Raw genomic sequence first — 24378 nt, 5'->3', positions numbered from 1 at the left:
TTGCGGGGTTAACTGTTGAATATTCAGTTGAATATTCAGTTGATGGTTTCATTCTTTTGTAAAGCAAGCTTGTTCAGCAAATATGTATGAGAACCAATCGTGGGAGTGATATTTATATTTCAAAAAATATTTGATGCTGTGAGGGCTAAATTGTTAAGTAATAAATTAGGTGCTGAAGTTAGAATTGTTAAATACAACTACCGTGGTGAACCGATTGAAGGGGGAGAATGTTCTGTTTGATCAAAGCGTTTATTATTTTCTTTGGAAGTCCAGTAAATATTTCTCGAAGTGAGATAATACGTCATCCACGTCTTAGCATGTAGAACTCATGTAGAACTATTGAGGGTTGGCAACTGTGTCAAATAGAGGTGTAATGACCACCATAATTGTATAGCGACACTAAAATGGGGTCATTGAATTCCCAGATATATCAAGGGTTTCTCAACATTAAGGGAGTAGTTTAATGTCACGATTAAATGACATTAAACTACTCCCTTTCTCCGTTTTTGACATTAAAATAGTACTTTTAACCGCGGCGGAACTTTTTTTCTAAGAAGAAAAAGGATGACATAAAAATAGCCCTATTAAATTTTTTTGATTTAATGCAAAGTACGACAAAACTAGTGTTTATTCGAGAGAGGATATTTAAGAAATTAATCGAAATTTTGAATAATCGGAATATTCATGTAAATAAGTTGTATATTTTATTGATAAGGAGAGGGAAAATGTATACTCCTGTAATGAATGAAAACCTTGGAAGTAATAGATGGCATGTATTTAGCAAAAAGATTCAAAGAGAAGTTCGCTTAAAAGGTGACTTAGAGTATGACAATTGGGTTTTGATCGAAACGGATCCCTTGGTTTTAACATTCTGCGAGAAGCCTAAAGAAATCATTTACTCTTTGAATGGAAAACCAATAAAATCTGTCTTTGATATGTGGATTAAATGGAAAGATGGCAAAGAAGAGTTTGTTGCTGTTAATTACTCATATGAAATTGATATTGATCACAAGCGCCATAGAATTAGTGCTATTGAAAAAGTCAATTCTCAAAGATTATGGTGTGAAGACCACAGTATTTTATACACAGTAAATCGAGAGAACGAGATTAGAAAAAATCAGATATTACTCGAGAATAAAAAGTTGCTTCTATCATATATGTCGCAAACAAATAAAGCAGATGAAGAAATAATGAATGCAATTACACATAAAATCAAAAGTGGATGTACGAATTTATATCAAATAGAAAATGAACTAGTCCAATTTCATAAAGCAAAAGTAAGGAGATTAACTTATAACTTTATTGTTGACGGTATTATTGAAAGCAATATTGACAGAATCCCACTAGGTCGAGCTACGGAGGTATATCCAAAATGAATAGCAAACGATTGCTTGAAAAATTAAAAGTTGATGAAAAAAATTTGGACCCAGAATTCTGGCCAAGTGTCAATAAAACATTACTTACTGAAGACGATTTTCAGTTGTTTGAAAGAAGAGAAAAAGCAGTAATTATGTATTTACGAGGAATCAAGAATACTGAAATATTAGAAGCAACACAGATTAGTCCTAAAGAATTAAGAAGATTTATTCGAAGATGTTTTGAAACTGACGAGAAAACAGGACTTATTTGGGGATTTCGTGGGTTGATACCTAAAAAGCGCATCGCAGATTACAACCGAAAGGCGTCAAGCAAAGTTGAGCAATCGTCAGATGCTAAAACTACAGGTCTTAACGGTGCATTTTCAAAATTATTAGATACCTACCCTGGTATCAAAGAAAATATAGATAAAGCTTTTCTAAAACGCAGAATTAAGATTGATGAAATCCCCATTATTCAAGGAAACTTAGTTCATCGATATTTTATTGGTTTATGCACAAAGGAAGGAATTGGCATTCACGATTACCCTTTTAATACCAAGGACAATGCAAAAAGATCGCTATATAGATATTTAGAAAAACTTCAAAAAGAGCATTTTGGTGAAGCTGCTAAAAAATATGGAAAAGAAGCATCTAGACGTGCTAAATTGTTGCCCGACGAAGAAGATTATCAACAACCTATGATTATTAGACCATATCAAAGAGTACAATTTGACGGTCACCGAATTGATGCAATTTTTACTATTTCTTATACAACACCTGAGGGCGATACTATTACCGAAATATTAGATCGTCTATGGTTATTAATTATCGTGGATGAAGCTACTCGTACGATTTTAGGAAAACACATTAGTATTAACAAAGAATACAATTCGGATGATGTACTGTTATGTGTCAAGGATGCAATCATCCCTCATAAAAAGAAAATTTTAACCATTTCAGGCCTTAAATACTTAGAAAGCGGAGGCTTTCCTTCCTCCAAAATTCCAGAAGCAGAATGGGGCTTATGGGAAGAATTAAGTTTTGACAATGGAAAGGCAAACCTTGCAAAAATGGTAAAAGACAGGATGCACCATATTGTTGAATGTAGAGTGAATCCAGGCCCTGTTGGTTTTCCCGAGAAGAGGGGAATTATTGAAAGACTTTTTAGAACCCTTGAAGATCGCGGTTATCACAAAATGGTTAGTACGACTGGGAGTAATCCATCTGACCCAATAAGAAAAGATCCTGAAAAGCAGGCGAAAAAATTCAATATTACAATCGAAGAATTAGAAGAAATCACGGAAGTTATTATCTCAGACTATAATGGAATACCTCATGGTGGAATAAATAATTTTGCTCCAATTGATTTGATGAAACAAAGAATAGCTAGAGGCATGGAACCGCGAGTTATGGACCCTGATAAAAGAAGAGAAGCATCATTTCTAACTTTTCAAACGACTCGTACTGTTCAAGGTAGTGTAAAACAAGGCAAACGACCATTGATTCACTTTTATGGTGTTGATTATCGAAGTGAAGTCCTATCAAGATCCCCTGAATTGATTGGATCAGAGCTAACCTTAGTTGTTAATGTGGAAGATCTTCGTGCAATTCGAGTTTTCTTGAAAGATGGAAGTAATTTGGGATATCTGACTGCTGCAGGACACTGGGGAATAACACCACATTCATTAAGAGATCGAAAAGCAATACTTAATCTTAAAAGTAAAAGAGAAATTTTCTTTACCCAGTATGATGACCCCATGCTTATATTTCACGAACATCTTAAAAATAAAGCAAAAACAAATAGATCTGCACGTAATAGATTGGCTCAATTAAATCGGAAATTAGATCAGTTAGCAAATGAGACAAAAGAGAATGAATCTGTAACACAAAATAGTGATCCAATTAACTTTTCAAATAAAGAACTTAATCCTCGTAGAAATTTAGAAGAAGTAAAACCGAAAAAAGTTTTACGAACCATATTTCATTAATAGTTGTAGGGGAGTGAAATTATGGAAACTCTTGTTGATGAATTCGAACGACCTTTTATACCTTTGGGAAGTCACCCAATTGAAGAAAGAAGATACACTTTAGGTACCGATGAGATCTCAAAAATGTACGACTGGCGGTATGGTTTATGGAAGGCCCAGATTAGGTAAGACATATGCTGTGAGATATCTAAAGCATGCCTTGGAGATGGAACCATTTTAATGTCAATAAGGGGAGTATTTTAATGTCGCTGGACAATAATAAATGTCGAGTGACAAGAATATAGTCCGATTAATATCCGCCAAAATGGCGGCTTTTTTATTTTATCGGAACATATTCTTGTCATTTCTCGATGTCAAGAATATGTTCCGATTGCCGATCTAGGCCAAGAATTTAGTCCGATTGCCGACAAGACCCAATTATATACTTTTGAGCATTCATGATGGGGATTACCGGACCTTTATTGGGGGCTTCAATCTGACGAAATCACTTGTTGCCGGTGGGTCGCAGCTGGCTGTGTGTTAGGTTTATTTGTTGGGATTATTATATATCGGAAGATGCTCTACGAAGAAAAATTAAAAAAACGGGTATTAATGACATTGATGAAATGGATTGGAGGCAGTTTGAGCACTATTTTGGCCATTTAATTAAAGCTCATGGCTATTCGGTTCAAGTGACAAGGCTGCTGGCGCTTATGGTACTGACCTAGTCAGCGTCAAAAATGGAGAGAAGATTGTCATCCAAGCGAAGCGACATAGCAAAAATGTCGGTCTTAAAGCAGCTCAAGAGGTACAGGTTTCGATTGGACATTACGGAACTTCCGAAGAAGGCTTGTCATTTCAAATCGAGAGTATACCGATGAAGCTTATTCGCTTGTTAAATCGAACAATATCCGCTTAATTAACCGCGAGCAGTTAATTGAGATAATTCTTAAGCTAGATACTGGTGAAACTCCTTTAGCAAGGGAAGTAAAACAAGCCATTCCAACGGTAGATAAGACTTGTTCTAAGTGCGGAAGTAAGATGGTTTTGAGAGACAGTTAAAAGGCGAATTTTATGGTTGTAACTCCTTTCAGAAGTGCAGGAATATGACCGCGGTGTAGGCGAAGCCTAAAAATAAGACTTATTGATTAACTGTACTTTGAATATGTAGTAATTTAAGCATATTAATAAAGGAAATAATTCTCAAAAAATAATATAATGATAAAGGTAGATGACACTAATTATGTAATTATTTGTTTAAGGAGGATTGAAGATGGCGAGGTGTATGTTTAGGTTTTTGTTTAATATTGCTCTGTCACTTCCAGAGGATACAGAATATAAGGTGAATTATAAAGACCATGAAAGCTTGATTAAATTAAAATCAATCAAGGGTGCTAATATTTCGTCATATAGAGGTGAAGATTACTCATGGATCACAAAAATACAGGAAAACCTAGTTACTGCGAGAATAAAACTGACAACTGAAGATATCGTGCAGAAGTATATCAAATTTTATAGTGACCAACATCATTTTAGTGCTGGCATAATTGAACCTACTAATTATTCCGTCATTGAAGTAAGCTTCACAATTCCGAGTAAACATTTTTTGGAAAAAAATTTAGATCAGTTAGAAAGAGATGCTTCTGAAATAATAAACTATACTATAAATGCTTATAGGTTAATCTTCCAAGAGAATGAAATGCCATTACCGCAAGCCAGTGATTCCCCTGCAATTGAAGTTTGGTTTTCAGAGAGTGCTGAAAAAGGGGATGGATACATTGATTACAAATTTATACCGTATCATATAAATTTTAACCATAAGAAAAAAAAGCGAGACAAGATTGGACAATTTGAAGATAACCTTAAATTATTTAAAGAATTTATCCACGAAGGTACAGCTATTTCCCTTTATCAAGAACTTATGCTAGATGCTATAGAACAAGGTGTAATAAGAAACAAATATGAAATAGCTGTAGTAAAAATAGGCACCGCTTTTGAAATTTTTATGCAGGGCTTATTAGTTTCTTCATGTGAAAAATTAAATATCGACAAATTACAAACTGGAAGAGATACTAAGCACTTTAAACTGGCTATTCAAGAAGGTAAATTAATTGAGGATTTACTAAAAAAGTATCTTAAAACATTTGTAGACACCAATTCTATTCTAAGCGTTAAAGAATATAATCATTGGCATTTAAAAGCATACACATTAAGAAATGAAATTGTTCATAATGGTCGTACTAACGTATCAGAAGATGAAGCAATTAAGGCTTTTGTATCTACAAATAATTTGGTAACTCTAATAACTGATAAAATTAATCAAGTGTTATATAAAATTACTTAATGATTTGGCGAGATCTGTTAATAAAATCACACGTCAAAAGTAAGTGCTTTTTCTAAAACGTGCCGAGCAACATGCCAGGCTGTAAGATGTAGTGAATACTACTGGCATCGATCAAATACATAGGTAAGACGACACAGCTACTTATTAATTATGACTTTAACCTTCCTACTAATAAAGACAAACTACAAAGCAATAAATAGGGCACCCTAGAGTCCTAGGGTGTCTTATTTACGCTCAAAATTCTGGATAGATCTTTGTAGTATATTTTTGGATTATATTCCTTTTACTAACCACATTCTTATTAAATTAAAAATTTATTTAATTGCTATACTTTCACCATGTTCGTGACCAAATTTAAATGAGAAAATATAATTTATAGTGCTTGTTAGAGGGCGACCGACCACTTCGTTCGCTTGGAGTTCAAGTGAGTTAGATTAGATTATTTCAAACTTAGATGTCTCATTTTCTAAAACAAAAATTAGGTGATGAGGCAGGTGGAGGCGAATAATGAAGGATTCAAAGAGTTTTGATCAATGGAAATACTGGGCTCAATGTGCAATTAGTGTATTAGATGAATATTCTACTTATTTTAATTTGTCACAACAACAATTTTCATCAAAATCAAACCATCTTTTAATTATGTCTAATCCAAAGGGTTTCTTTTTGTTTGGAGCTTTAGATGAAGTTTCAAAAATAGGAACAGCAATGTTTCGATGGATAGATTTTGTCTCAGGAGAAAAAATTAGCGATTCAAGTTCGTTTCCAACGCGGAGCATTATTCAAGCAGTATTTGAAGAACAACAACTGTGGGGACGAAAACTACTTGAAGCTTTAGTAGACCTCATCCTATTTGGCGAAACAAATAACGAGCAATATTATAAACACTACTTACTAATAAACGAATTAAAAACAATGATGAATCAAAATGATGATTGGACAGAGTTTTTCGGTAAACCATCCAACAATCTTGAATTTCAAAAAAAAATTTGGGTTAAAAGCATTGCTGATTGTGAACCATTCATTGAGTTATCAAAATGTTGGTATCTGAAAGATAAAAAGAGCATATCAAAAACACCGAAAGTGAATAAAAATGTAGAAACATTAAGACAAAAATTAATTAGAGCTATGTCGCAAACAACTGCAAGAGAAAAACTTATTTTTGGATTATCATATAGGAATTACACTCATTTAAGCGAATCAATTCATTTTGATACGAATAGAGATAAAAGTTTTCCGAATGAAAATGACATTATACAGAATATGGGGAAAATTTGGATAACAATTCTCTGTGTTATTAATAGAGTACAGAATTTAATAGGTGCTATCCCAGATGGGTTTAAAGATGAATTTAACAGTTTATTATCTCTACCTACTAATGAAGAGAACCTCATTTTACAAATAACCGGAGATTTTTACCAAATTAAAGATATTGTTCTCTTGGATAATAAAGAACTTTGTATGATTCAAGATGTAATTGTCAGTAAATACGGTTATAAATTGTTTAAGGTATCATATTTAGAGCACACAATAAGGCCTGAGCCGTATGAAGAATGGATTGCTGGTAACATGATGAGTCTAATATTAAAATATAGCGATCATAAAAAAGCTCAAGCAAATGATCCATCTATTTATGAGTATCTAAAAAGTGTAGCAGAAGAGGAATATTTACAACACTATTCAGCTTTTATTGTGAGAATATGGAACAATGGAATGAAGGAATATTTTCTGACTGGTAAAGAGAAAGAATTATTAAAAGCATTTAAATTATGAAGTGGAATTAATAAAAAATGCTCTCCTAAGTAAGGCAGACGGTTTTATTGAACCTGCGCTTGGAGAGCGTTTTTTCCTATTCTTAATCCTTCACTTGAATAGAGCAGCGAGTTCTCTAGGTGTATTAATGCCATGAAGCCGTCCATCATCAATAAGCACTTTATTCGTAATGCCTCCAGTAACCACACCAGCGACAAATACATTAGAAATATTGGTTTCAAACGTATCTAAATTAAACTTAGGCACCTGATTTTCAGAATCGAATTCAACCCCTAGTTGTAGCAGCAGAGCAACTTCAAGGCGATACCTAATTATTAAATTTAATACTTGGCATGTATTAATGCAGTAAAATTTGCTGATCCACTGGCTATTTTGATAATTATTGCGTTTTGATCTTCTTGTCACTCCAAAAATCCAGTAGGTGTACATTGATGCTACTACCCAGTCCCAGTGTGCTAGTACCGCATATCTTAGGTAAAAGGAGGTGTAGCAAATTGATTGTTTCTTTAAACATAAATAAAATTATTTGCATAAAAGAAAGAACTACGTGTCGGCAATATGAAAAGCTCAGTTCTTGTTCATCAAACAATAAGGAATTGAAGAAATATAAAACATGTAGGAGCAATAAAAGAAGACCCTATTTTCAAAAAAGAAACGAATGTAGCAGTAATAAGGATAGTAACTCTAAGAATAACCATCAAAAGAAACAAAAGGAATGTTGTAAAGGAACATTAAGAGGAAAGCGAGGCCCACGTGGGTATAAAGGTGAAAAAGGTGAAAGGGGAGTTGTCGGTGCCACTGGATTGGCAGGAAGTGTAGGAGCAACAGGCGCTCCCGGGTCAAGGGGAGCAACAGGCAATCCCGGGTTCAGGGGTGCAACAGGCGCTCCGGGAGCAACAGGAGCAGTTGGAGCAGTTGGAGCAACTGGGGCAACAGGGGCAACAGGGGCAACAGGGGCAACAGGGACATCGGGGGCAACGGGAGCAGCAGGAGCAACCGGGGCAACAGGGGTATTGGGAGCAACAGGAGCTGTTGGAGCAACAGGTGCAGCCGGAGCAACTGGGACACCGGGGGCAACGGGAGCAACAGGGGCACCTGGGGCAACAGGTGCAGTTGGAGCAACAGGGGAAGCTGGAGCAACAGGGGCACCGGGAGCAACGGGAACAGCCGGCGCAACAGGTGCAGCCGGAGCAACAGGCGCAGCCGGAGCAACAGGCGCAGCCGGAGCAACAGGCGCACCGGGGGCAGCAGGAGCAGTTGGAGCAACAGGTGCACCAGGAGCAACAGGTGCAGCCGGAGTAACAGGTGCACCGGGGGCAACAGGTGCAATTGGAGCAACAGGTGCAGCAGGAGCAACGGGAGCAGCAGGAGCAACAGGCGCACCTGGGGCAACAGGTGCAGTTGGAGCAACAGGTGCAGCCGGAGCAACGGGAGCAGCAGGAGCAACAGGCGCGCCGGGAGCAACAGGTGCACCGGGAGCAACAGGCGCACCGGGAGCAACAGGTGCAGTTGGAGCAACAGGCGCACCGGGAGCAACAGGTGCAGTTGGAGCAACAGGCGCACCGGGGGCAACGGGAGCTGCCGGAGCAACAGGGACACCGGGGGCAACGGGAGCAGCAGGAGCAGCCGGAGCAACAGGCGCACCGGGGGCAACGGGAGCAGCCGGAACAACAGGTGTAACGGGAGCAGCAGGAGCAGTTGGAGCAACAGGTGCACCGGGGGCAGCAGGAGCAGTTGGAGCAACAGGTGCACCAGGAGCAACAGGTGCAGCCGGAGCAACAGGGACACCGGGGGCAACGGGAGCAGCCGGAGCAACAGGTGCACCGGGGGCAACAGGTGCAATTGGAGCCACAGGTGCAGCCGGAGCAACGGGAGCAACGGGAGCAGCCGGAGCAACAGGCGCACCGGGGGCAACGGGAGCAGCCGGAACAACAGGTGTAACGGGAGCAGCAGGAGCAGTTGGAGCAACAGGTGCACCGGGGGCAGCAGGAGCAGTTGGAGCAACAGGTGCACCAGGAGCAACAGGTGCAGCCGGAGCAACAGGGACACCGGGGGCAACGGGAGCAGCCGGAGCAACAGGTGCACCGGGGGCAACAGGTGCAGTTGGAGCAACAGGTGCAGCAGGAGCAACAGGCGCACCGGGAGCAACAGGCGCACCGGGGGCAACAGGAGCAGCGGGTAATGATTCGCAATTTATTGAAACTTTAAAAATGGGTGACATCAATGTATTAATCGCATTCAATGCTGGTAGTGGAAATAATCAAGCTACTGGGGCTCTTGCTTATGACGGGCAAAACTCAACTATCAGTAGACTTGCTTCATTTGTAACACAACTTGGAACTAATACAGGAAGTTTTCAGATGGCCGTATTAGAACCAGTCAGTGGAACAACTGCTACGGTTATTGCTGTGACAACTGTAGCAACGAGCTTAACACCAGGACTATTCATATTGCCTTTAACTGCACCAGTTACACTAACTGGTGATTTGATATATTATTTAGCTGTATACAATCAAATTAATGGATCTTCAATAGGTGGTCGAAGTACTGGGACGGGGACTGTAGATGACGCCACATCAATAAATTTTAGAGTTCAAAACATTACTGGTTTTACGATCGGTGATCTCATAAATACTAGTGATGTAAGTTTAATGTTGTCTCCATGGATTGCTGGATTAGCCTAATTAATTATAAACAAATGTAACGGCGATGGCGGGGTGGCCAGTAATCGTTATCTAAATGGTATCGTAGGAATGTAAGAAATTAATATCATTTATGTAGGCAGATTTGTGTCTCATTAGGCAATTGATGTCCAATTACACAAAAGTGCCTACATAAACCTATGAATAAAAGCTTGATATTTCAAGCTTTTATTTTTTAAGGTTCATCGATTATTATGGATCAATTCAGTCCATTGTGACTAGCAGCGGCAGCAATGATAGTGGAATGTTCGAAACAAATTTGCATGATGAACGGTTTTTACCTTTTGAAGGCGCTGGTGTAATAAGCACATGGAAGCTTGAGCTGCCTTCCGAATTCCGCCAATTCGACTATAATACAATATCGGATGTAGTTATTCATATGCACTATACGGCCAGACAAGGCGGGGATCAGCTAAAGGAGAAGACTACCGAGTATCTGTTAATTCAGGTGAGCGAGACCGATCAGTGGGGTTTGACACTTCAGCTTACTTTGAAACAATTTCAAAATGAATGGAGCCTGTTTGCAAGCGGTGCTCCGAAACTTGAAATAGTGGTTAAAAAGAACTATTTCCCATACTTCACCAATATGAAGAATAAGAATATAAGGATTGATGAAGTCAAGTTCATTCAATCTGAATCAATGAAATCGTCCAATCTAAAGCAACCGACTTATTGGTTATGACTGAAAATTTAGAAAAAAATGGGCAATTTAAAATTTCAACTGAAGCAATTGAAAATGTTTTGATCCGCGAATCGACAACTGATGTGTATGTGATTATCAAATACTCACTTCAGTATATAATTAAAATGTGATAAACAAATAGAAATTTAGGTTATCTCAGTTCAACATCCATGCATATACTTAATATAGGTATATAGGCCATTTATCGCAACTTCTTGATTTCTTGAAGTTGCTCTTTTTTGTTTAGATAATGACAGTTTTAATACTCCAACCTTCGAACAATCTAAGAAAAACGGGCTTCTTTTAGAAGAACGTGAAAATCGCACGAAGCGATCAGATTTCGATATCGCAACTAAGATAAATGATGGGATCCAGTAATGGATAACGCTTCGCATGGGTAGAGTGAAATTAGGCGATACTTTTAAATAAGTATCGCCTAAATTTAATACATGAGGAGGACATTCCTTGCTTGCGTCTAATATCATGCTGTCAACAATGCTTTCACTATCTATTTTGGTGCCAGATCTTGAAAGCCCTTCAATTTCTAAAAAATCCTCAGAACTGCTCGAAAAGATCCGAATGCAAAGTGATTATTCACTTTCTCTAAAGTGGAATCCGCAAACTCAAACTCCTGCATTACTTTCAGGTAACCTAACGATACCCTCCCAACACTCCCCAGGGTGGATCGCATACGAATATTTAGATAAAATCAAGATGTTGTACGGTTTGAAACGCGTAGAAGAAGATTTGAGTATTGTTTCTGTCGAATTAGCTAACACATCAACCAGCGTGTACATGCAGCGAATGCTATTCAACAGGCCTGTTTGTGGGGAACAGTTACTTGTGGAGTTAGATCGCTCAGGTGTCATCAAGCGGATCGAGGGTACGCTACATCCAGATTTGGAACAGAAACGACTAAGAAGACCCATGTATGCTGCGATAACGATTGAAGAGGCTAAACAGGTGGCGCTGTCGTTTGATCAAACTCTTAAGGAAAGTGATTTAATCAGTTCAGACACATGTTACCTGCCTACTAGGGAAGGTATTCCTCTTGTACACAGAATTACATTTGAGAAAGAAAAAAGCCCAGTATCCTATAATGTTCATTCGATGTCTGGGCGAATTATTGAGTAGCAGTTTTTTCTGACTGAGATGAAGTATTTTATCCCTTTTTCCATTCAACTTTGGTTACTAATTGATATTTGCAAAGTTGAAGGATAAAGTCTTCATAGAAGTCGTTTCTGACAACAACTCGGTATTCGTGATTAGTATAGGGGTAGACCAAGACATCCGTTATGACGTCATTGGCTTCAAAGTTCTTTTGCACGAGCTTCATCGAATTAAAGTGATGGTCTGAGAGAATACGTATCGTAAACTCAAGCTCATTAGAGACTTGAGTCTCGCTAATTTCTACAATATCCTTATTCCAGTCATAGGTTAATTTCACATGTATACCTCCTACGCTATATTAAGTATCGAACATAAATGTAAATGCTGGCCAATACGACGGAAAACAGCATGAGGGGGAAGCCAAATTTCATAAAAGTAACAAATTTAATCGGGTGGCCTTCCTTCGCTGATAGCCCTGCTACGATTAAATTTGCGCTTGCTCCGATTAAAGTTCCATTTCCACCTAAGCATGCACCCAGCGCTAGACTCCACCATAATGGCTCCAGGTTGTCTACACCCATATTACCCATTTCTTGAATCATTGGAATCATAGTCGCAACAAATGGGATATTGTCTAAAAAGGCGGAAGCGATTGCGCTAAGCCATAGAATTAACATAGATGTCGCGATTAAATTACCTCCCGTCAACTCAATAGCTTGCGCGGCTAGTTTTGAGATGACTCCGGTTTCTACAAGACCTGAGACAAGTACAAAGAGTCCAACGAAGAAGAAAATTGTCGTCCATTCCACTTTGGTAAAAGCATTTTCCATGGCGTGTTCACCAGTTAGAAGAAGCAGGATAAAGGCCCCTGTCAATGCGACGGTTGCTGATTCCAGATGAAGCATTTGATGCAGGAAGAAACCAACAATTGTAAGACCCAACACGGAAACACTCTTGATGAGTAAAGTACGGTTCGTAATTACCTCTTTTTCATCCATTTGCATGATGCTCATCTTTAATTCTGGTGTGCTCTGAATTTGTTTCCGAAACATGATGACGAATATAGGAAGCATACATGCCATGATAATGAATGCTATGGGAGTAAGGTTATAGATGAATGCCATGAATGTTAATTCTTTAACCGCGCTTCCGATCATGATATTCGGAGGATCCCCGATTAATGTAGCTGTACCCCCGATATTAGAAGCCAAAATTTGAGTGATAAGAAACGGTACAGGATTTACGCGTAACTGTCGAGTGATACTAAAGGTAACGGGCACCATTAAGAGTACAGTCGTAACGTTGTCTAGAAAAGCCGATCCAACCGCAGTAATAATCACGAGTGATATCAAAATACGAACCGGGTCGCCCTTCGCTTTTTTAGCAGAAAGTAAAGCGATATATTTGAAGAGCCCAGTTTCTGCAGTAATACTAACAATGATCATCATGCCAATCAATAAACCTAGCGTATTAAAATCAATATGGTGTAAAGCTGATTCTTGATTTACAATCCCTAAGACGACCATGAGAACGCCGCCTAACATAGCGATGATCGTACGATGAATTTTCTCGGCAATAATCATGCCGTATGTCACTAGAAAGATGCCAATTGCTAAAATAGCTTGCTGTTCCATAATTCCTCCTAAATGCTATTTGCGTTTTGATACTAAATAACCAATAGCTACTGTACTTGATATAGTTACTATTCCTGCGGCAATAAACAAATTGTTTTGTCTTTGTTTATTCTCATCGAATGCTGCATAAATTATGAATCCAAATAACACACCCATCCATATGAGAAAAAGAGATGCGGTGACGAGAAATTTAATGAGTTCATTCATATTTTCTCCTTTCTCTGCACAAAAAAGAGCCCATCAAGGGCTCGGCATGGCTAAAAAAGACCAAAAGGAGCCCTTGGTGACAGGCTCCTCCAAAACACAGCAAATATTTAATTACTTTATGATATGAATGGCTTACATCTAATATTCGTTTGCGATATAAATTTACAATGAAGTAAGTTTTATGTCAAGTCATTTCGTGGCTATATATGGACGATTAATATTAATATTCTATTTCTACTCTTAGTACTCGAATACTTAAAGATACCCAGGGCTTTGGACATATCCAACTAAGTCGGAAGTAGGGAAACGTCATCCTTGCGCCAATCGACAGGATTCGCATGCCTGCCACTTTATAATGTTAGTCAATTACCTTCAGTGTAGCTGTCACTGGAGTTGATTACTTGATAGAGATGATTAACGATTGGAAGGAAGGGGTTGCGCATGAAAATCACGATTCGAAAGACGGTCGCTTTTACTTCGGCGATGTTGCTTATGTTAGGCCTGCACGCGGCTGGTCCCATGCGCAGTGCATCGGCGACCGCTCACATCATGTACATGAATGTTGTCGGGCTTAATGGGGTAAACACTCAGGCTTACCTGATTGCGGGCAACAAATACAAAATCAGATTCAGGACAGACAAAGCGGATTCGACCATTGACTTTGTTGGTGTGAAATACTCACCGGACGGCTCTGCGTGGGCTGACGTGATCGGCGATTTCAGAGAATTCACGATTCCGGTGGACCCGCGATACGTTTCGGTTCAAGTGAAAATGACTGATTATTTCTATCCAGTTATCGGCAGCAACAGCTACGATGAAGAAGTGATTGGACCCTATCCGGTTCTGCAGCCAGGCAGCATTACAGATGTAGAGATCGTGTCTAATGACGATGGTTCAATCACCTTGAATTGGACGGACAATTCGAATATGGAAACATATTATTCGATTAAGCGCGACGGACCGGATGGAACGAAAAATTTTACAGTTAAAAATACGACCGACTATATAGGAACATTATCGTACGTGGACAAAGAGACGAGTAAGAAGAACGGGGATATCTATGCATACACAATAGCGCCAATTATCGATAAATATACGCTCGATCCCGGAAATGAACCCGGGAAGGTCGTACGACTGGCTCAGGTAAAGACCAAGTCGACCGCCGCATCGAATATTGATACGAGCATCCTCATCAAACCATTGACGAATTTACCTAATCTTGATATCTCGAAGTTAGTGGTCAACTTGAACAAAGTGCTTACGAACAAATTGACGCTTAACAAGTCGTCGCTTCATTTACAGCCGGGGCAAGTGGAGACGCTTATTGCGACCGTTGCTCCAGCAACTGCGAATAATAAGAACGTGTCGTGGAACAGCGATAACGCATCCGTTGCGACCGTTGACGCAACAGGCAAGGTAGTCGGGGTTGGAGCCGGAACGGTGAAAATTACAGCGTCCGCAGAGGATGGTGGTTCGCAAGTTTCGGCTTACGTAACGGTAATTCAACCGATCATGCCGAGCACTGGTACGGAGCCAGATTTCACAGATACGAATGGACATTGGGCGGAGATGATCATTAATAATGCCGCTAGCTACGGCATCGTTAACGGCTACCCGGACGGGTCATTTAAGCCGGACGGAAGTGTCACACGCGCCGAATTCGCTACGATGTTGATGAAGGCGGTCGGCTTTCTAACGCCGGGAGGGCTTGCCGATCCTACAGCGCCTCTCTCATTTGAAGATGCGGATCAAATTGGCTCTTGGGCTGTTACAGCGATCCAACAAGCGGTGCAACTGGGCATCATTAGCGGCTATCCAGATGGAACGTTCCGTCCTGGCGCGGGAATCACACACTCCGAGATGCTTGCGATGGCCGTTCGAGCTACGAAGCATCAAATCAATGTAGGGGGCGCGACTGGCTACAACGATGACGGTTTAATTCCTTCATGGGCAAAAGACTTCGTTGCGACGGGCAAGCAATTCGGTTTAATCGCGAACGACATGACACCAGGCAACATATTCGGTCCATACAAAGCTTCTACGAGAGCCGAATCGGCTTCGGTAATTTTGAATATGCTGAACCCATGAATGGAAGAGGTTGTTTCCTTAAGTATCATTGGACATAAGAAAATCTACCGCGGTTCTTCCATAAGAGAGTTGTCGGGAGTTAAAAAAAACGGCTGCCACGTTCAATATTAGGCAGCCGTTTTTATTTGGTTAAAGTCTAACATCGTCACTTACTCTAGTAATCCTTCAGAAGTGACCCTTAGATGAATTGTAGCTCCGATGTCGCCCTCGTGATACATTTCTTTCCATTGCTCACGATCCCACTGATTAGGGTTTTGCTTTCTTATTTTCATACCAAATCCCAATGCATCGCAATGTGCTTGTTGTAGTTCCTCGATAGTTTCTAAAGCATATTTTGTAAGCTTTGCAGAGAGACTCTGATTGAAAAGCTCGGCATTTTCTTTAACAATAATTTTGGTGTTTGGTTTTTCAACGATTTCAGCGATAATATCTAGGATAACATTTCCATACCATGTCGTTTCAGAAGTTTTATTTGCCTCCAGTTGACGGATAATTCGTCTTATCATAAATGTAACATAATTTTTAGGATCATTTTTGTCACCCTCAAAGACTTGTACTGTCATGCTGAAATCTTTCCCCTTATTTCCGCTTAATAATTGAAGTACTTGGGAATGAATCGTATCCAACTTTCCGCTCATTTTCAGATCGTTAAACAATGCCGCACCCGAAAGTGAAATGACACTTGTGCCTTCTTTCTTCTCAGTGGTTAGTACGGGTAATACCCCATCGGTAGCTGATCCGAATTCATTTGTGAAGAATTGTTGAATGTTCGTCTTGGGAATGTTGGCTTTGCTTTCACCTGTTCGAATTAATTTGTAAATGTGATTTCCTATAAAGGGTTCGTCCGCTATCTGGGTATTGAGCACACTCCTCGCTGACACATCTGTAATGGCCAATTTGGTTGTAAAAGAATTGTGGGAATCTCGAAAAATGACATCAAGAGGGGAGTATACATCGTAACGAGCTACATTCTCATTGATTAGAATGACTTTATTACCTGAAGTATCAACATCACCAGATACACGTTTATTTATTTTTAATTTCGCTTCTCTTAAGGTATATCCATTCTCGGTAAGAACAGGAAGGCTTTTCATTGATGTTACTTTTTCTGTTTTCTGTAAAGCCACGGATAATTCATATTTATGCTCTATGGAATAGTCAATGCTAATGCCTTGAACTAGCTTGACATCCTTCAGAAATCGTTGATCCCAGCAGCCGGAAAGTAAAAAGCAGGCGAATAGCGAGAGCCATTTTTTATTTATCAGCACGTATTCGTCCCTCCGCAAGATGGGTTAATTTGGCTTTTACAGTAGCGATTAAGGGAATAAGAAATGCAAAACCGATCCCCATTGGCAATATTAATCTTGTAAGAGAAGCTTCGGATATATCGTTATCTCCTATTAGGTAGGCTAGAACAGCTGTAATAAGCGCAAAGCAATATGTTATCGTACGCAAGCCAACACGCGGAAATAATATTTGAAAATAACTAGATGCTAAGGATAGGTAAGCGCTCATCGTGATAAGTACATTGGAGATCCAAAAACTAAGAATAAACAAATCAGTTCTTTCAATAAAAATAAATGCTTTTGATTTAATTAAATACAGTAACGGATACGAGATAAATCGAAACTGACCGTCGCTGAAAAAGGAATTGCAGCTTATCACAATTAGCATATAAATCAAAGTTACGCACCAATTTGCCATGGATGCGGCCAATAATATTTTTTTGGGTCTATCTGTTGAATGACCGATCCACAACCACAAAATTTCAAATCCTAGCATACTCTGAACGGCGATCCCAACTCCCTTAGTAACGGGCATGAATCCATACGAATTACTTCCCACGAATAATCTGCTTGGCTTCAACTCTGGTATTACAGTTATCACAATAAAAAATAATAGAAATAAGCCAAGATAGCCGATTGGGGCAAATCGGCTAATTGCTTGTATGCCTCCTAGCGATAAGTAAACAGCAAGCATTGTCAAGAGAACGCCTGTAAACAGCAACGGCGTAGAACGAAATATCCATGCCCTCGTTATGTCGGCCCAGTAGTACAAGACTACAGAAATTATGAAAAGAGAATACAAAATGTATCCGGACATAATTAAGCTTCCAATCCAGCGTCCAAAAATAGATCTCAATCTGTCAATGGATGTTTGTTTTGATTCTGAATACGAAGCATACCAGATGCAACAAATAGCCAGCTGCGTTATAGCGCCTGTTATTAAGCAAGATACCCAGCCCCCTTGCTTTGTCACCATAAAAAGTCCAAGAGGAAGTGAAAAAATACTTACACCGAGCTGTGATAACGCGACCAATGAAAATATACTACGGCTTTTGAGTCCTTGGCTACTGGTCATAGCTTATCTCCTAATTTGTTAGCGATTTTGGCGTGTACCCGTATTATACTGTTTAAAATCTTGTCAACTTGAAGCAGCTCATCCAAACTAAAGAATGGCCGATTGAAAGATGTTGACCGACATAAATGAATAATCATAAACAAAAACAAAAGCATCATACCATAGAAGCCAAGTATAGACGCGGCGATTGAAAATGCGATTCTTAGGAGACGGACCGCGATATTCATTTCATTATAAGGAATTATATATGAACTCAGTGTGGTAATGCCGATCGTAATAATCATAATATTTGAAATGAACCCCGCTTTAACCACAGCGTCACCAATAACTAAACCGCCAACAATACCTATAATTTGGCCGATTCCAGTAGGCATTCTTAATCCGGCTTCCACAATAATTTCAATCGTTATTGACATGATCATGACTTCTATGAACGGTGGGTAAGGGATACCTTCAACCGCAGTTTTAACCTTAAGAATTAAATCGCTTGGAATAATTTCAAAATGATAGGATACAACGGAAATATAAAATCCTGGTGCAATCAAAGCTATAATAAAAGCAAAATATCTGAGCAGTCTGTAGATAGATGCGGGCATCCACCGAATTGTGTAGTCATCCGTCGTATGAAACATTTCAATAAAGGTTGCTGGGATAATCAATGCCGTTGAAGACTGTTCAAACATGATGGCTAGCCCATTATTATGAAGTTGACTAATTACGCGATCAGGTTTCTCGGTCTTTAATATTTGTGGGAACAGGTTCCATATTTTATCCTCTATCCATTCCTCCAGTAGCCCAACAGTGATCGGGGCATTATCTGGAATTAGCTGGAGTCTTTTCTCCAGTTCTAATAATGTTGATTCTGTTTGGTTACCAGCTTTATAGATGACGGCTACTTTGGTGTTAGCGGCACCAACATGATAATACTTAACAGTGATTTCTGGGAGAGGAAGCGATTTGCGAATCAGATATATGTTTGTGTCCAAGTCTTCAATAAATCCAAGATGATTCCCTTGCAGCAATTTTTCGGATGAGGGCTCTTCGATGGAACGAGAATGAGACACTTTACCATTGAAGAGATAAGTTATGGGATTACTTTCTAAAAAAAACGCAAAATTACCTGACAGCAGCCCCTTAATCGTATCCGACACATTTTCTGTGTAATTTTGACTCATTGTATCCAATCGGTCACTCATTTCGAATGGCTCAGATTCCTGAAGGAACTGCAGTAATTTATCTAAGTTAGTAGGATTGCATAAAGTCTCTAAATATGCGATGCATAGCTTAATCCCATGGAATTCGACATATCGAAATTGAAGATCCGAGCTATGATGAAGCGAGGATGTGAGCAACGCTGTTACATTGGAAAAGAAATTTGATGTATTCATGACATATAGACCTCACGGATTGTATCTTCAGGATGCAGTAATCGTATCCAAGATATCGTATCCAAGTTATAGAAAACTTATTCTATAAATACAAATAAATGCCGCTACAAACATCCTAAAAGGAGGTTTATAGCGACATATTAATATTCTATGTCTAAATAGAGTTAGGACTTACAAGGATTTTTGCTTGACTCTTGTCGTTAGCGAGGGCATTGAAGCCTTCTTCTATAATGTCATCCAAAACAATTTTTTTTGTAATAATAGGTTTTAGATCCAGCTGACCAGATGCCAGCATAGAAATAACTTCCTTATAAACGTGGCGATAACCTATTGTCCCAAGAATACTTGCTTCTTTCAGGTTTAATTCAAGAACATCAATTTTAATCGGTTGGGGGATAATGGATACAACAACAACTTGTCCACCTTTTGAGATAGAAGAGATCGCACTGTTTACAGTCGCTTCTGCACCAGCACAATCAAAAGCGACATTCACACCACTGCCTGTTTCAAAAAGAATCTTTTCTGGAGCATTCTCTTCCATGGCGTTAATTACAGTTGCACCAAGCTTGTGAGCCATATCAAGTCGTTCTTTAGATACATCCACCGCATAAATGCGAGATGCACCGGCTGCTTTCGCACATAGGATGGCAGTCAAGCCGATTGGGCCTACACCAAATATAGCTACCGTGTCTCCAATCTTCATATTGCTAATCTTTAAGGCGTGGAAAGAAACGGCTGTTGGCTCAATAACTGCCGCTTCTTCAAGAGAAAGATTGTCTGGCAACTTGTGAACCATATGAGGTTCCACCATCGCGAATTCTGCAAATCCACCGTTCGACTGTAAACCAACGAATCCGTTATGGTTACACAAATTATAATTTCCTTTTACGCAATTGTCACACTTGCCGCACTTAATTGCCGGTTCAATAGTTACACGATCTCCATTTGAGAAACCAGTAACTCCATTACCGATTTCTTGAATGATTCCGGAGAACTCGTGTCCAAGAGTCAATGGAGCCATTTGACCCGTTACAGGATGAGGCTCGCCAACTTGAACAATACCCGGCGCTCCATGATAGGCGTGTAAATCGCTCCCACAAATGCCTGTCCAAGCAACCTTTATTTTTATTTTCCCTGATTCAATTTTAGGCTCTTCTTTATTTTCAATTCGAATGTCGTGTTTACCATACCATACCGCGGCTTTCAATAAATCCATCTCCTTATTATCATCATGCATTTCGTCAAAATAATAACATGAATCTAATTCTTAGGATAATTAATTATAAATCATTTACTTAAGTACAACTAAAGGTGGATTTAAAATGAATCTTGAGCAACTAAATCACATTGTAGCAACAGCAAAGCTCAAGTCGTTAGCAAATGCAGCGAAATCGCTGCATATAACGCAATCAGGCTTAAGTCAATCCATTACCGCGTTCGAAAAAGAAATCGGTTATCCGATATTCAATCGTACCCGCTATGGAGCTGAAGTAATATCTGAAGGGAGTAGGATCATTCAGTTGGCAAGCCAGGCGCTTGGATTAATTGAAGAGATAAAAAAAGAAGCGAAACAACATATTCAAATACAAAGTCATAAGATTAAATTGGCTGGAATACCAGGAGTAATGGGTTCTTTCATAAAATTAGCATCCAACTTAAAGAAACATTACCCCAATGTTTCTATAGACATCTCCGAGAGAGGGACTTTGGAAAGTATAAAAGAAATAGAACAGGGTAATTTGGATGCCGCTTTCATCACCATAAACAAAAGTTTACTTGTATCCCTTGCAGCGTATACTTTTGAGCCTGTCTCAACCGGGAAGATCATTATTGGAGTAGGAAATAATTCACCCTTTGCGGGTAGGTCTACCATTACACCTGAGGAGTTGAAAAAACAAACCTTCGTCCTTTATAACGATGATTTCATTCAGTGGTTTATTGAGGATTTCGAAAATCAGTTTGGCAAGGTAAATGTTCTGTTTGAATCCAATAATGTTGAAGCAGTAGGGGCAGCCGTACTTGAACTCAATACCATAACAATAGGACATGAATACACTTTTTACGAACATCCTCTTGCACGTGAAGGAAAGATAGTACCAGTGGAGCTGTCTGAATTTCAGCAGAGTCCGGTAACCTTCGGTTGGTTGCTCGGAACACAAAAGAAGTCTGATTTACTGGATGAGTGTATAACATACTTTAATCAAATTCGAAAATCTTAACGCGTGAAATGCAGGTAGCAATCGCCAATTAATAAAACATAAAAATAACCATAGTAGACACTTTATTACAAATGTCTACTATGGGTCACAGTTCATGCTGTTTCACACGGGATTCTTTTATATATTGAGTTGGGGTTTTTGAGGTGTATTTTTTAAATACACGCGTGAAGTAATTTAAATCGTTAAAACCAACCATGAAAGCAACTTCGGTTATCGATAATTGATCTTTTTGCAAATAGGTCTTGGAAGCTTCAACGCGCTGTCTATTAATAAAATCTGTAATATTTAACCCTACTTCCTGCCTGAACTTGCGCGAAAGATAGGACGAATTGGCATGAACATTTTTAGCAATTTCTTGAAGTGTTAACTCCATTAGAAGGTTTCTATTAATGTAATTCACTGCATTTTTGACTGTGTCATTAAGGTATTTAGTTGAATACTCATTTACAATTTCACAGTATTCTACCAACATATGGCTGCATAAAGCTTTCAAATCAGGCAAATATTCGGTTCGTTCAATTAAGACATTGAATTTTTCTGAAATATAATAAACGTATTCAGGGGGAAGTCCCCCTTTTTCCGCTGCCATTCTACAAAGTGTGTCTACGGAAATGAGTTCATTTTTCGCTGAACGTATTGGTCTAGATGGAACATTGTCGGGAAGAAGAAGATGTCCGCCAAATTCGGCATACAGATTGTTCAGTTGCATTATATCTCCATGGGAAATCGCATTCATCACTTTCTTCTCAAACGCAAACCTCTTCTCAATTACGCATATCTTTTCTACAGCGATACTTTTTGCCTGTTCATGATTCAAAATTGGCTGCATAACAACAGACGATTCTAAGCGAGTGAACACATGTGGTTGAATGGTTAGATTAGTTAAGAGATCAGCAATCCAATTAGAATCATTGGCATTTATAACCGTAAGCGATTGATAAAATTCCTGCAGCTGTTTGCGTTCATTTATTGGCAAATTGTTATTAATGATTATTGTACTTATCCACTCTGAATTTGGAATGCTTGACAAAAATGGACCGATTTGAACGAAGCCTTGACGCAGATCATTACGGCGAATTTCAGCAGTAATAAATTCTAATCCGAAACTGTCTTTGGCATACAAACAGCTACCAGTTTGAATTTTTTCAAATATTTCAGATAAATTCTTATAATCACTTAGTTCAGAACATAATAAAGTTGGGATTTGTTGTACGACGAATTCAATTGCTTCATAGTTTGTATGATCAAAAAACCTGATGTTCATTTTAGTAAAATGATTTAAAAGTTGTATTGTTTTTTGGAAATTTAAATGGTCAAATATGATGTCTTGCATGATTTGTTAACCTTCTTACTTTTTTAGTAAATGTCTAGTTGAATAAGTAAAATGAGTGCTATTATCTTGCTATTTGTACTATTGATATTTGCTTAAATTTTATATCATGTTAAGGGAATTAAATCAATAGATTGTATTTTGATTAGTAGATTAATATCAAAAATCATCCTTGAGAGGGAACTAACATGGTAACAGGGAATTTTGGTGTTCAAATGGTGATGCTAAAGGGTGAAATTGAAGAGCAGGGTATCTATAACACATTAAAAAAAGTGCGAAAATTAGGATATAAATTTATTGAAGTTGCCAATTTTCCAAATATTGATAATTTAATGGAACTTAGAAGAGTCTGTGTTTATTTGGGGATTGAAGTAGCGTCCTTAGGTACTGTTGTCGAACCACTCATTTTAAATGAATCCAGAACTTTGTTGATTAATATTGAAAAGATCGTTGTAGATTGTCAAAAGTTAAATTGTAATTTGCTTCAAATCCCGATTTTGTCACCACATGCTTTCATCGACGATGAAGCTGTTCAAAACTTTTTTTATCATGTAGATGATTTAGCTCAAAAACTATTGCCTATGGGTATCACACTTTATGCTCAACATGTTCACCGACAGTCTAGCATGCTCGAAGAATTGAGTTGGTTAAACCGAATATATAATAATACGAAATATCTTCATTTTGGATTGGATATCCCAGGCTATCGACAAGGTTGTGAAAACCTTACAACATATTCCAAAGCGTACGAGGGACGCGTTGCAGTTACTCGGATTAAAGGGCTAGATTATGATTACTCAAAAGGAATAGATGTTGGAGCCACTAATGAGAATTATCATTTAAATAGCATTTTGGATGCTTGCACAGCAAGTGGTCCTAAATTTTTTTTCATAGGGCAGGAGGAACCTTATAGAAATGATGCGTTCACTTGTCTTGCTCTTACGGCGGCTAAATTAAAGCAGCTTGGCTTTTTAAACTGGTTCAATTGAGTGAAGTTGAGTCAGTAAGAATTTTATACGACATAAGCGAGTTCTAAACTTGGAAAATTGAAATTATTACGAATCAAAATCTAATATTTCTGTATAAGAGAACCTATAAAATTAAAACGAACATAGATCTACAAAAGTCAAATTGCTACGCGTTTTGATTAGGAATAAATTATACGTCGAAAAGCACAAATAAGTTGAGCACTCAGAGTTGGAAAGAGATATTCTCGAG

General features: G+C 38.7%; 18 protein-coding genes and 3 pseudogenes. 12 read left to right on the top strand and 9 right to left on the bottom strand.

The window, feature by feature from the left end; translation table 11 throughout:
- Positions 1–725 precede the first annotated feature (725 nt).
- The 6 genes and pseudogenes from ACKTT9_RS19255 to ACKTT9_RS19230 all read left to right on the top strand — a co-directional run bounded on the left by ACKTT9_RS19255 (position 726) and on the right by ACKTT9_RS19230 (position 7439).
- Positions 726–1376, top strand: a complete 651-nt coding sequence (locus ACKTT9_RS19255) for a hypothetical protein (protein WP_407872877.1) — start codon at positions 726–728, stop codon at positions 1374–1376.
- Positions 1373–3346: a helix-turn-helix domain-containing protein gene (locus ACKTT9_RS19250; RefSeq protein WP_407872876.1), complete on the top strand. Its 1974-nt coding sequence runs from the start codon at positions 1373–1375 to the stop codon at positions 3344–3346. The genes ACKTT9_RS19255 and ACKTT9_RS19250 overlap by 4 nt, the downstream gene beginning before the upstream one ends.
- A gap of 605 nt (positions 3347–3951) precedes the next feature.
- Positions 3952–4244: pseudogene (locus ACKTT9_RS19245) on the top strand (restriction endonuclease).
- A pseudogene (locus tag ACKTT9_RS19240) lies at positions 4178–4387 on the top strand (hypothetical protein); the annotation flags it as partial. The pseudogenes ACKTT9_RS19245 and ACKTT9_RS19240, both read left to right, overlap by 67 nt.
- Before the next feature lie 211 nt (positions 4388–4598).
- The gene (locus ACKTT9_RS19235; protein WP_407872875.1) at positions 4599–5669 is read left to right on the top strand and encodes a hypothetical protein; all 1071 of its coding nucleotides are present in this window, start codon (positions 4599–4601) and stop codon (positions 5667–5669) included.
- A 507-nt stretch (positions 5670–6176) separates the two neighbouring features.
- Entirely contained in the window at positions 6177–7439 is a 1263-nt protein-coding gene (locus tag ACKTT9_RS19230) for a hypothetical protein (RefSeq protein WP_407872874.1), read from the top strand.
- A 90-nt stretch (positions 7440–7529) separates the two neighbouring features.
- Here the strand turns inward: ACKTT9_RS19230 and ACKTT9_RS19225 are convergent, their stop codons facing one another.
- Positions 7530–7868, bottom strand: a complete 339-nt coding sequence (locus ACKTT9_RS19225; protein WP_407872873.1) for a hypothetical protein — start codon at positions 7866–7868, stop codon at positions 7530–7532.
- Between the two features lie 308 nt (positions 7869–8176).
- On the opposite strand from ACKTT9_RS19225, the pseudogene ACKTT9_RS19220 reads away from it, so the two are divergent.
- From ACKTT9_RS19220 to ACKTT9_RS19210, 3 genes and pseudogenes are all read left to right on the top strand, one after another.
- A pseudogene (locus ACKTT9_RS19220) lies at positions 8177–10123 on the top strand (collagen-like protein); the annotation flags it as partial.
- Positions 10124–10298: 175 nt separating this feature from the next.
- The gene (locus ACKTT9_RS19215) at positions 10299–10823 is read left to right on the top strand and encodes a hypothetical protein (protein ID WP_407873072.1); all 525 of its coding nucleotides are present in this window, start codon (positions 10299–10301) and stop codon (positions 10821–10823) included.
- A gap of 465 nt (positions 10824–11288) precedes the next feature.
- Positions 11289–11957 (top strand): hypothetical protein, encoded by a 669-nt coding sequence (locus ACKTT9_RS19210; protein ID WP_407872872.1) that lies wholly within the window; start codon positions 11289–11291, stop codon positions 11955–11957.
- Positions 11958–11985: 28 nt separating this feature from the next.
- Here ACKTT9_RS19210 and ACKTT9_RS19205 read toward each other — a convergent pair whose 3' ends face one another.
- From ACKTT9_RS19205 to ACKTT9_RS19195, 3 genes are read right to left on the bottom strand one after another with little or no spacing between them, the layout of a single operon-like run.
- Positions 11986–12270, bottom strand: coding sequence for a hypothetical protein (locus ACKTT9_RS19205; RefSeq protein WP_407872871.1), 285 nt, complete (start codon positions 12268–12270; stop codon positions 11986–11988).
- Positions 12271–12286: 16 nt separating this feature from the next.
- The gene (locus tag ACKTT9_RS19200; RefSeq protein ID WP_407872870.1) at positions 12287–13567 is read right to left on the bottom strand and encodes an SLC13 family permease; all 1281 of its coding nucleotides are present in this window, start codon (positions 13565–13567) and stop codon (positions 12287–12289) included.
- A 15-nt stretch (positions 13568–13582) separates the two neighbouring features.
- Positions 13583–13774 carry a hypothetical protein gene (locus tag ACKTT9_RS19195; RefSeq protein ID WP_407872869.1) on the bottom strand — a complete coding sequence of 64 codons (192 nt, stop codon included), beginning with the start codon at positions 13772–13774 and terminating at the stop codon, positions 13583–13585.
- A 441-nt stretch (positions 13775–14215) separates the two neighbouring features.
- On the opposite strand from ACKTT9_RS19195, the gene ACKTT9_RS19190 reads away from it, so the two are divergent.
- On the top strand, positions 14216–15862 hold the full coding sequence (locus ACKTT9_RS19190) for an S-layer homology domain-containing protein (RefSeq protein ID WP_407872868.1): 1647 nt from the start codon (positions 14216–14218) through the stop codon (positions 15860–15862).
- 149 nt (positions 15863–16011) lie between these two features.
- Here ACKTT9_RS19190 and ACKTT9_RS19185 read toward each other — a convergent pair whose 3' ends face one another.
- The 4 genes from ACKTT9_RS19185 to ACKTT9_RS19170 form a co-directional block, all read right to left on the bottom strand.
- A complete protein-coding gene (locus tag ACKTT9_RS19185; RefSeq protein ID WP_407872867.1) occupies positions 16012–17130 on the bottom strand; it encodes a Ger(x)C family spore germination protein in 1119 nt (372 codons plus the stop codon).
- Positions 17117–18223 carry a GerAB/ArcD/ProY family transporter gene (locus tag ACKTT9_RS19180; RefSeq protein ID WP_407872866.1) on the bottom strand — a complete coding sequence of 369 codons (1107 nt, stop codon included), beginning with the start codon at positions 18221–18223 and terminating at the stop codon, positions 17117–17119. Before ACKTT9_RS19180 ends, ACKTT9_RS19185 begins: the two co-directional genes overlap by 14 nt.
- Positions 18220–19611 carry a spore germination protein gene (locus ACKTT9_RS19175; protein ID WP_407872865.1) on the bottom strand — a complete coding sequence of 464 codons (1392 nt, stop codon included), beginning with the start codon at positions 19609–19611 and terminating at the stop codon, positions 18220–18222. Before ACKTT9_RS19175 ends, ACKTT9_RS19180 begins: the two co-directional genes overlap by 4 nt.
- A 154-nt stretch (positions 19612–19765) precedes the next feature.
- Positions 19766–20827, bottom strand: coding sequence for a 2,3-butanediol dehydrogenase (locus tag ACKTT9_RS19170; protein WP_407872864.1), 1062 nt, complete (start codon positions 20825–20827; stop codon positions 19766–19768).
- A gap of 106 nt (positions 20828–20933) precedes the next feature.
- Between ACKTT9_RS19170 and ACKTT9_RS19165 the strand changes: the two genes are divergently transcribed.
- The gene (locus ACKTT9_RS19165) at positions 20934–21830 is read left to right on the top strand and encodes a LysR family transcriptional regulator (protein WP_407872863.1); all 897 of its coding nucleotides are present in this window, start codon (positions 20934–20936) and stop codon (positions 21828–21830) included.
- Positions 21831–21915: 85 nt separating this feature from the next.
- On the opposite strand, the gene ACKTT9_RS19160 is transcribed toward ACKTT9_RS19165, so the two are convergent.
- Complete coding sequence (locus tag ACKTT9_RS19160; RefSeq protein ID WP_407872862.1) at positions 21916–23163, bottom strand: helix-turn-helix domain-containing protein; 1248 nt, start codon at positions 23161–23163, stop codon at positions 21916–21918.
- Positions 23164–23348: 185 nt separating this feature from the next.
- Here ACKTT9_RS19160 and ACKTT9_RS19155 point away from each other — a divergent pair, with 185 nt between their 5' ends.
- Positions 23349–24149 (top strand): hypothetical protein, encoded by an 801-nt coding sequence (locus ACKTT9_RS19155; protein ID WP_407872861.1) that lies wholly within the window; start codon positions 23349–23351, stop codon positions 24147–24149.
- The last annotated feature ends 229 nt before the right edge of the window (positions 24150–24378 follow it).

Origin of the sequence: Paenibacillus sp. P36, assembly GCF_045866505.1 — a bacterium.
GTDB classification, from domain to species: Bacteria; Bacillota; Bacilli; order Paenibacillales; family NBRC-103111; genus Paenibacillus_E; species Paenibacillus_E chondroitinus.
The sequence above is the reverse complement of the archived record's forward strand: the minus strand, read 5'-3'. Positions and strand labels throughout refer to the sequence as shown.

Excerpts from the sequence above, each read along its gene's own strand:
- ACKTT9_RS19255 (WP_407872877.1), top strand. The coding sequence starts at position 726 with ATGTATACTCCTGTAATGAATGAAAACCTTGGAAGTAATAGATGGCAT.
- ACKTT9_RS19250 (WP_407872876.1), top strand. The coding sequence starts at position 1,373 with ATGAATAGCAAACGATTGCTTGAAAAATTAAAAGTTGATGAAAAAAAT.
- ACKTT9_RS19235 (WP_407872875.1), top strand. The coding sequence starts at position 4,599 with ATGGCGAGGTGTATGTTTAGGTTTTTGTTTAATATTGCTCTGTCACTT.
- ACKTT9_RS19230 (WP_407872874.1), top strand. The coding sequence starts at position 6,177 with ATGAAGGATTCAAAGAGTTTTGATCAATGGAAATACTGGGCTCAATGT.
- ACKTT9_RS19225 (WP_407872873.1), bottom strand. The coding sequence starts at position 7,868 with ATGTACACCTACTGGATTTTTGGAGTGACAAGAAGATCAAAACGCAAT.
- ACKTT9_RS19200 (WP_407872870.1), bottom strand. The coding sequence starts at position 13,567 with ATGGAACAGCAAGCTATTTTAGCAATTGGCATCTTTCTAGTGACATAC.
- ACKTT9_RS19195 (WP_407872869.1), bottom strand. The coding sequence starts at position 13,774 with ATGAATGAACTCATTAAATTTCTCGTCACCGCATCTCTTTTTCTCATA.
- ACKTT9_RS19190 (WP_407872868.1), top strand. The coding sequence starts at position 14,216 with ATGAAAATCACGATTCGAAAGACGGTCGCTTTTACTTCGGCGATGTTG.
- ACKTT9_RS19180 (WP_407872866.1), bottom strand. The coding sequence starts at position 18,223 with ATGACCAGTAGCCAAGGACTCAAAAGCCGTAGTATATTTTCATTGGTC.
- ACKTT9_RS19175 (WP_407872865.1), bottom strand. The coding sequence starts at position 19,611 with ATGAATACATCAAATTTCTTTTCCAATGTAACAGCGTTGCTCACATCC.
- ACKTT9_RS19170 (WP_407872864.1), bottom strand. The coding sequence starts at position 20,827 with ATGGATTTATTGAAAGCCGCGGTATGGTATGGTAAACACGACATTCGA.
- ACKTT9_RS19165 (WP_407872863.1), top strand. The coding sequence starts at position 20,934 with ATGAATCTTGAGCAACTAAATCACATTGTAGCAACAGCAAAGCTCAAG.
- ACKTT9_RS19160 (WP_407872862.1), bottom strand. The coding sequence starts at position 23,163 with ATGCAAGACATCATATTTGACCATTTAAATTTCCAAAAAACAATACAA.
- ACKTT9_RS19155 (WP_407872861.1), top strand. The coding sequence starts at position 23,349 with ATGGTAACAGGGAATTTTGGTGTTCAAATGGTGATGCTAAAGGGTGAA.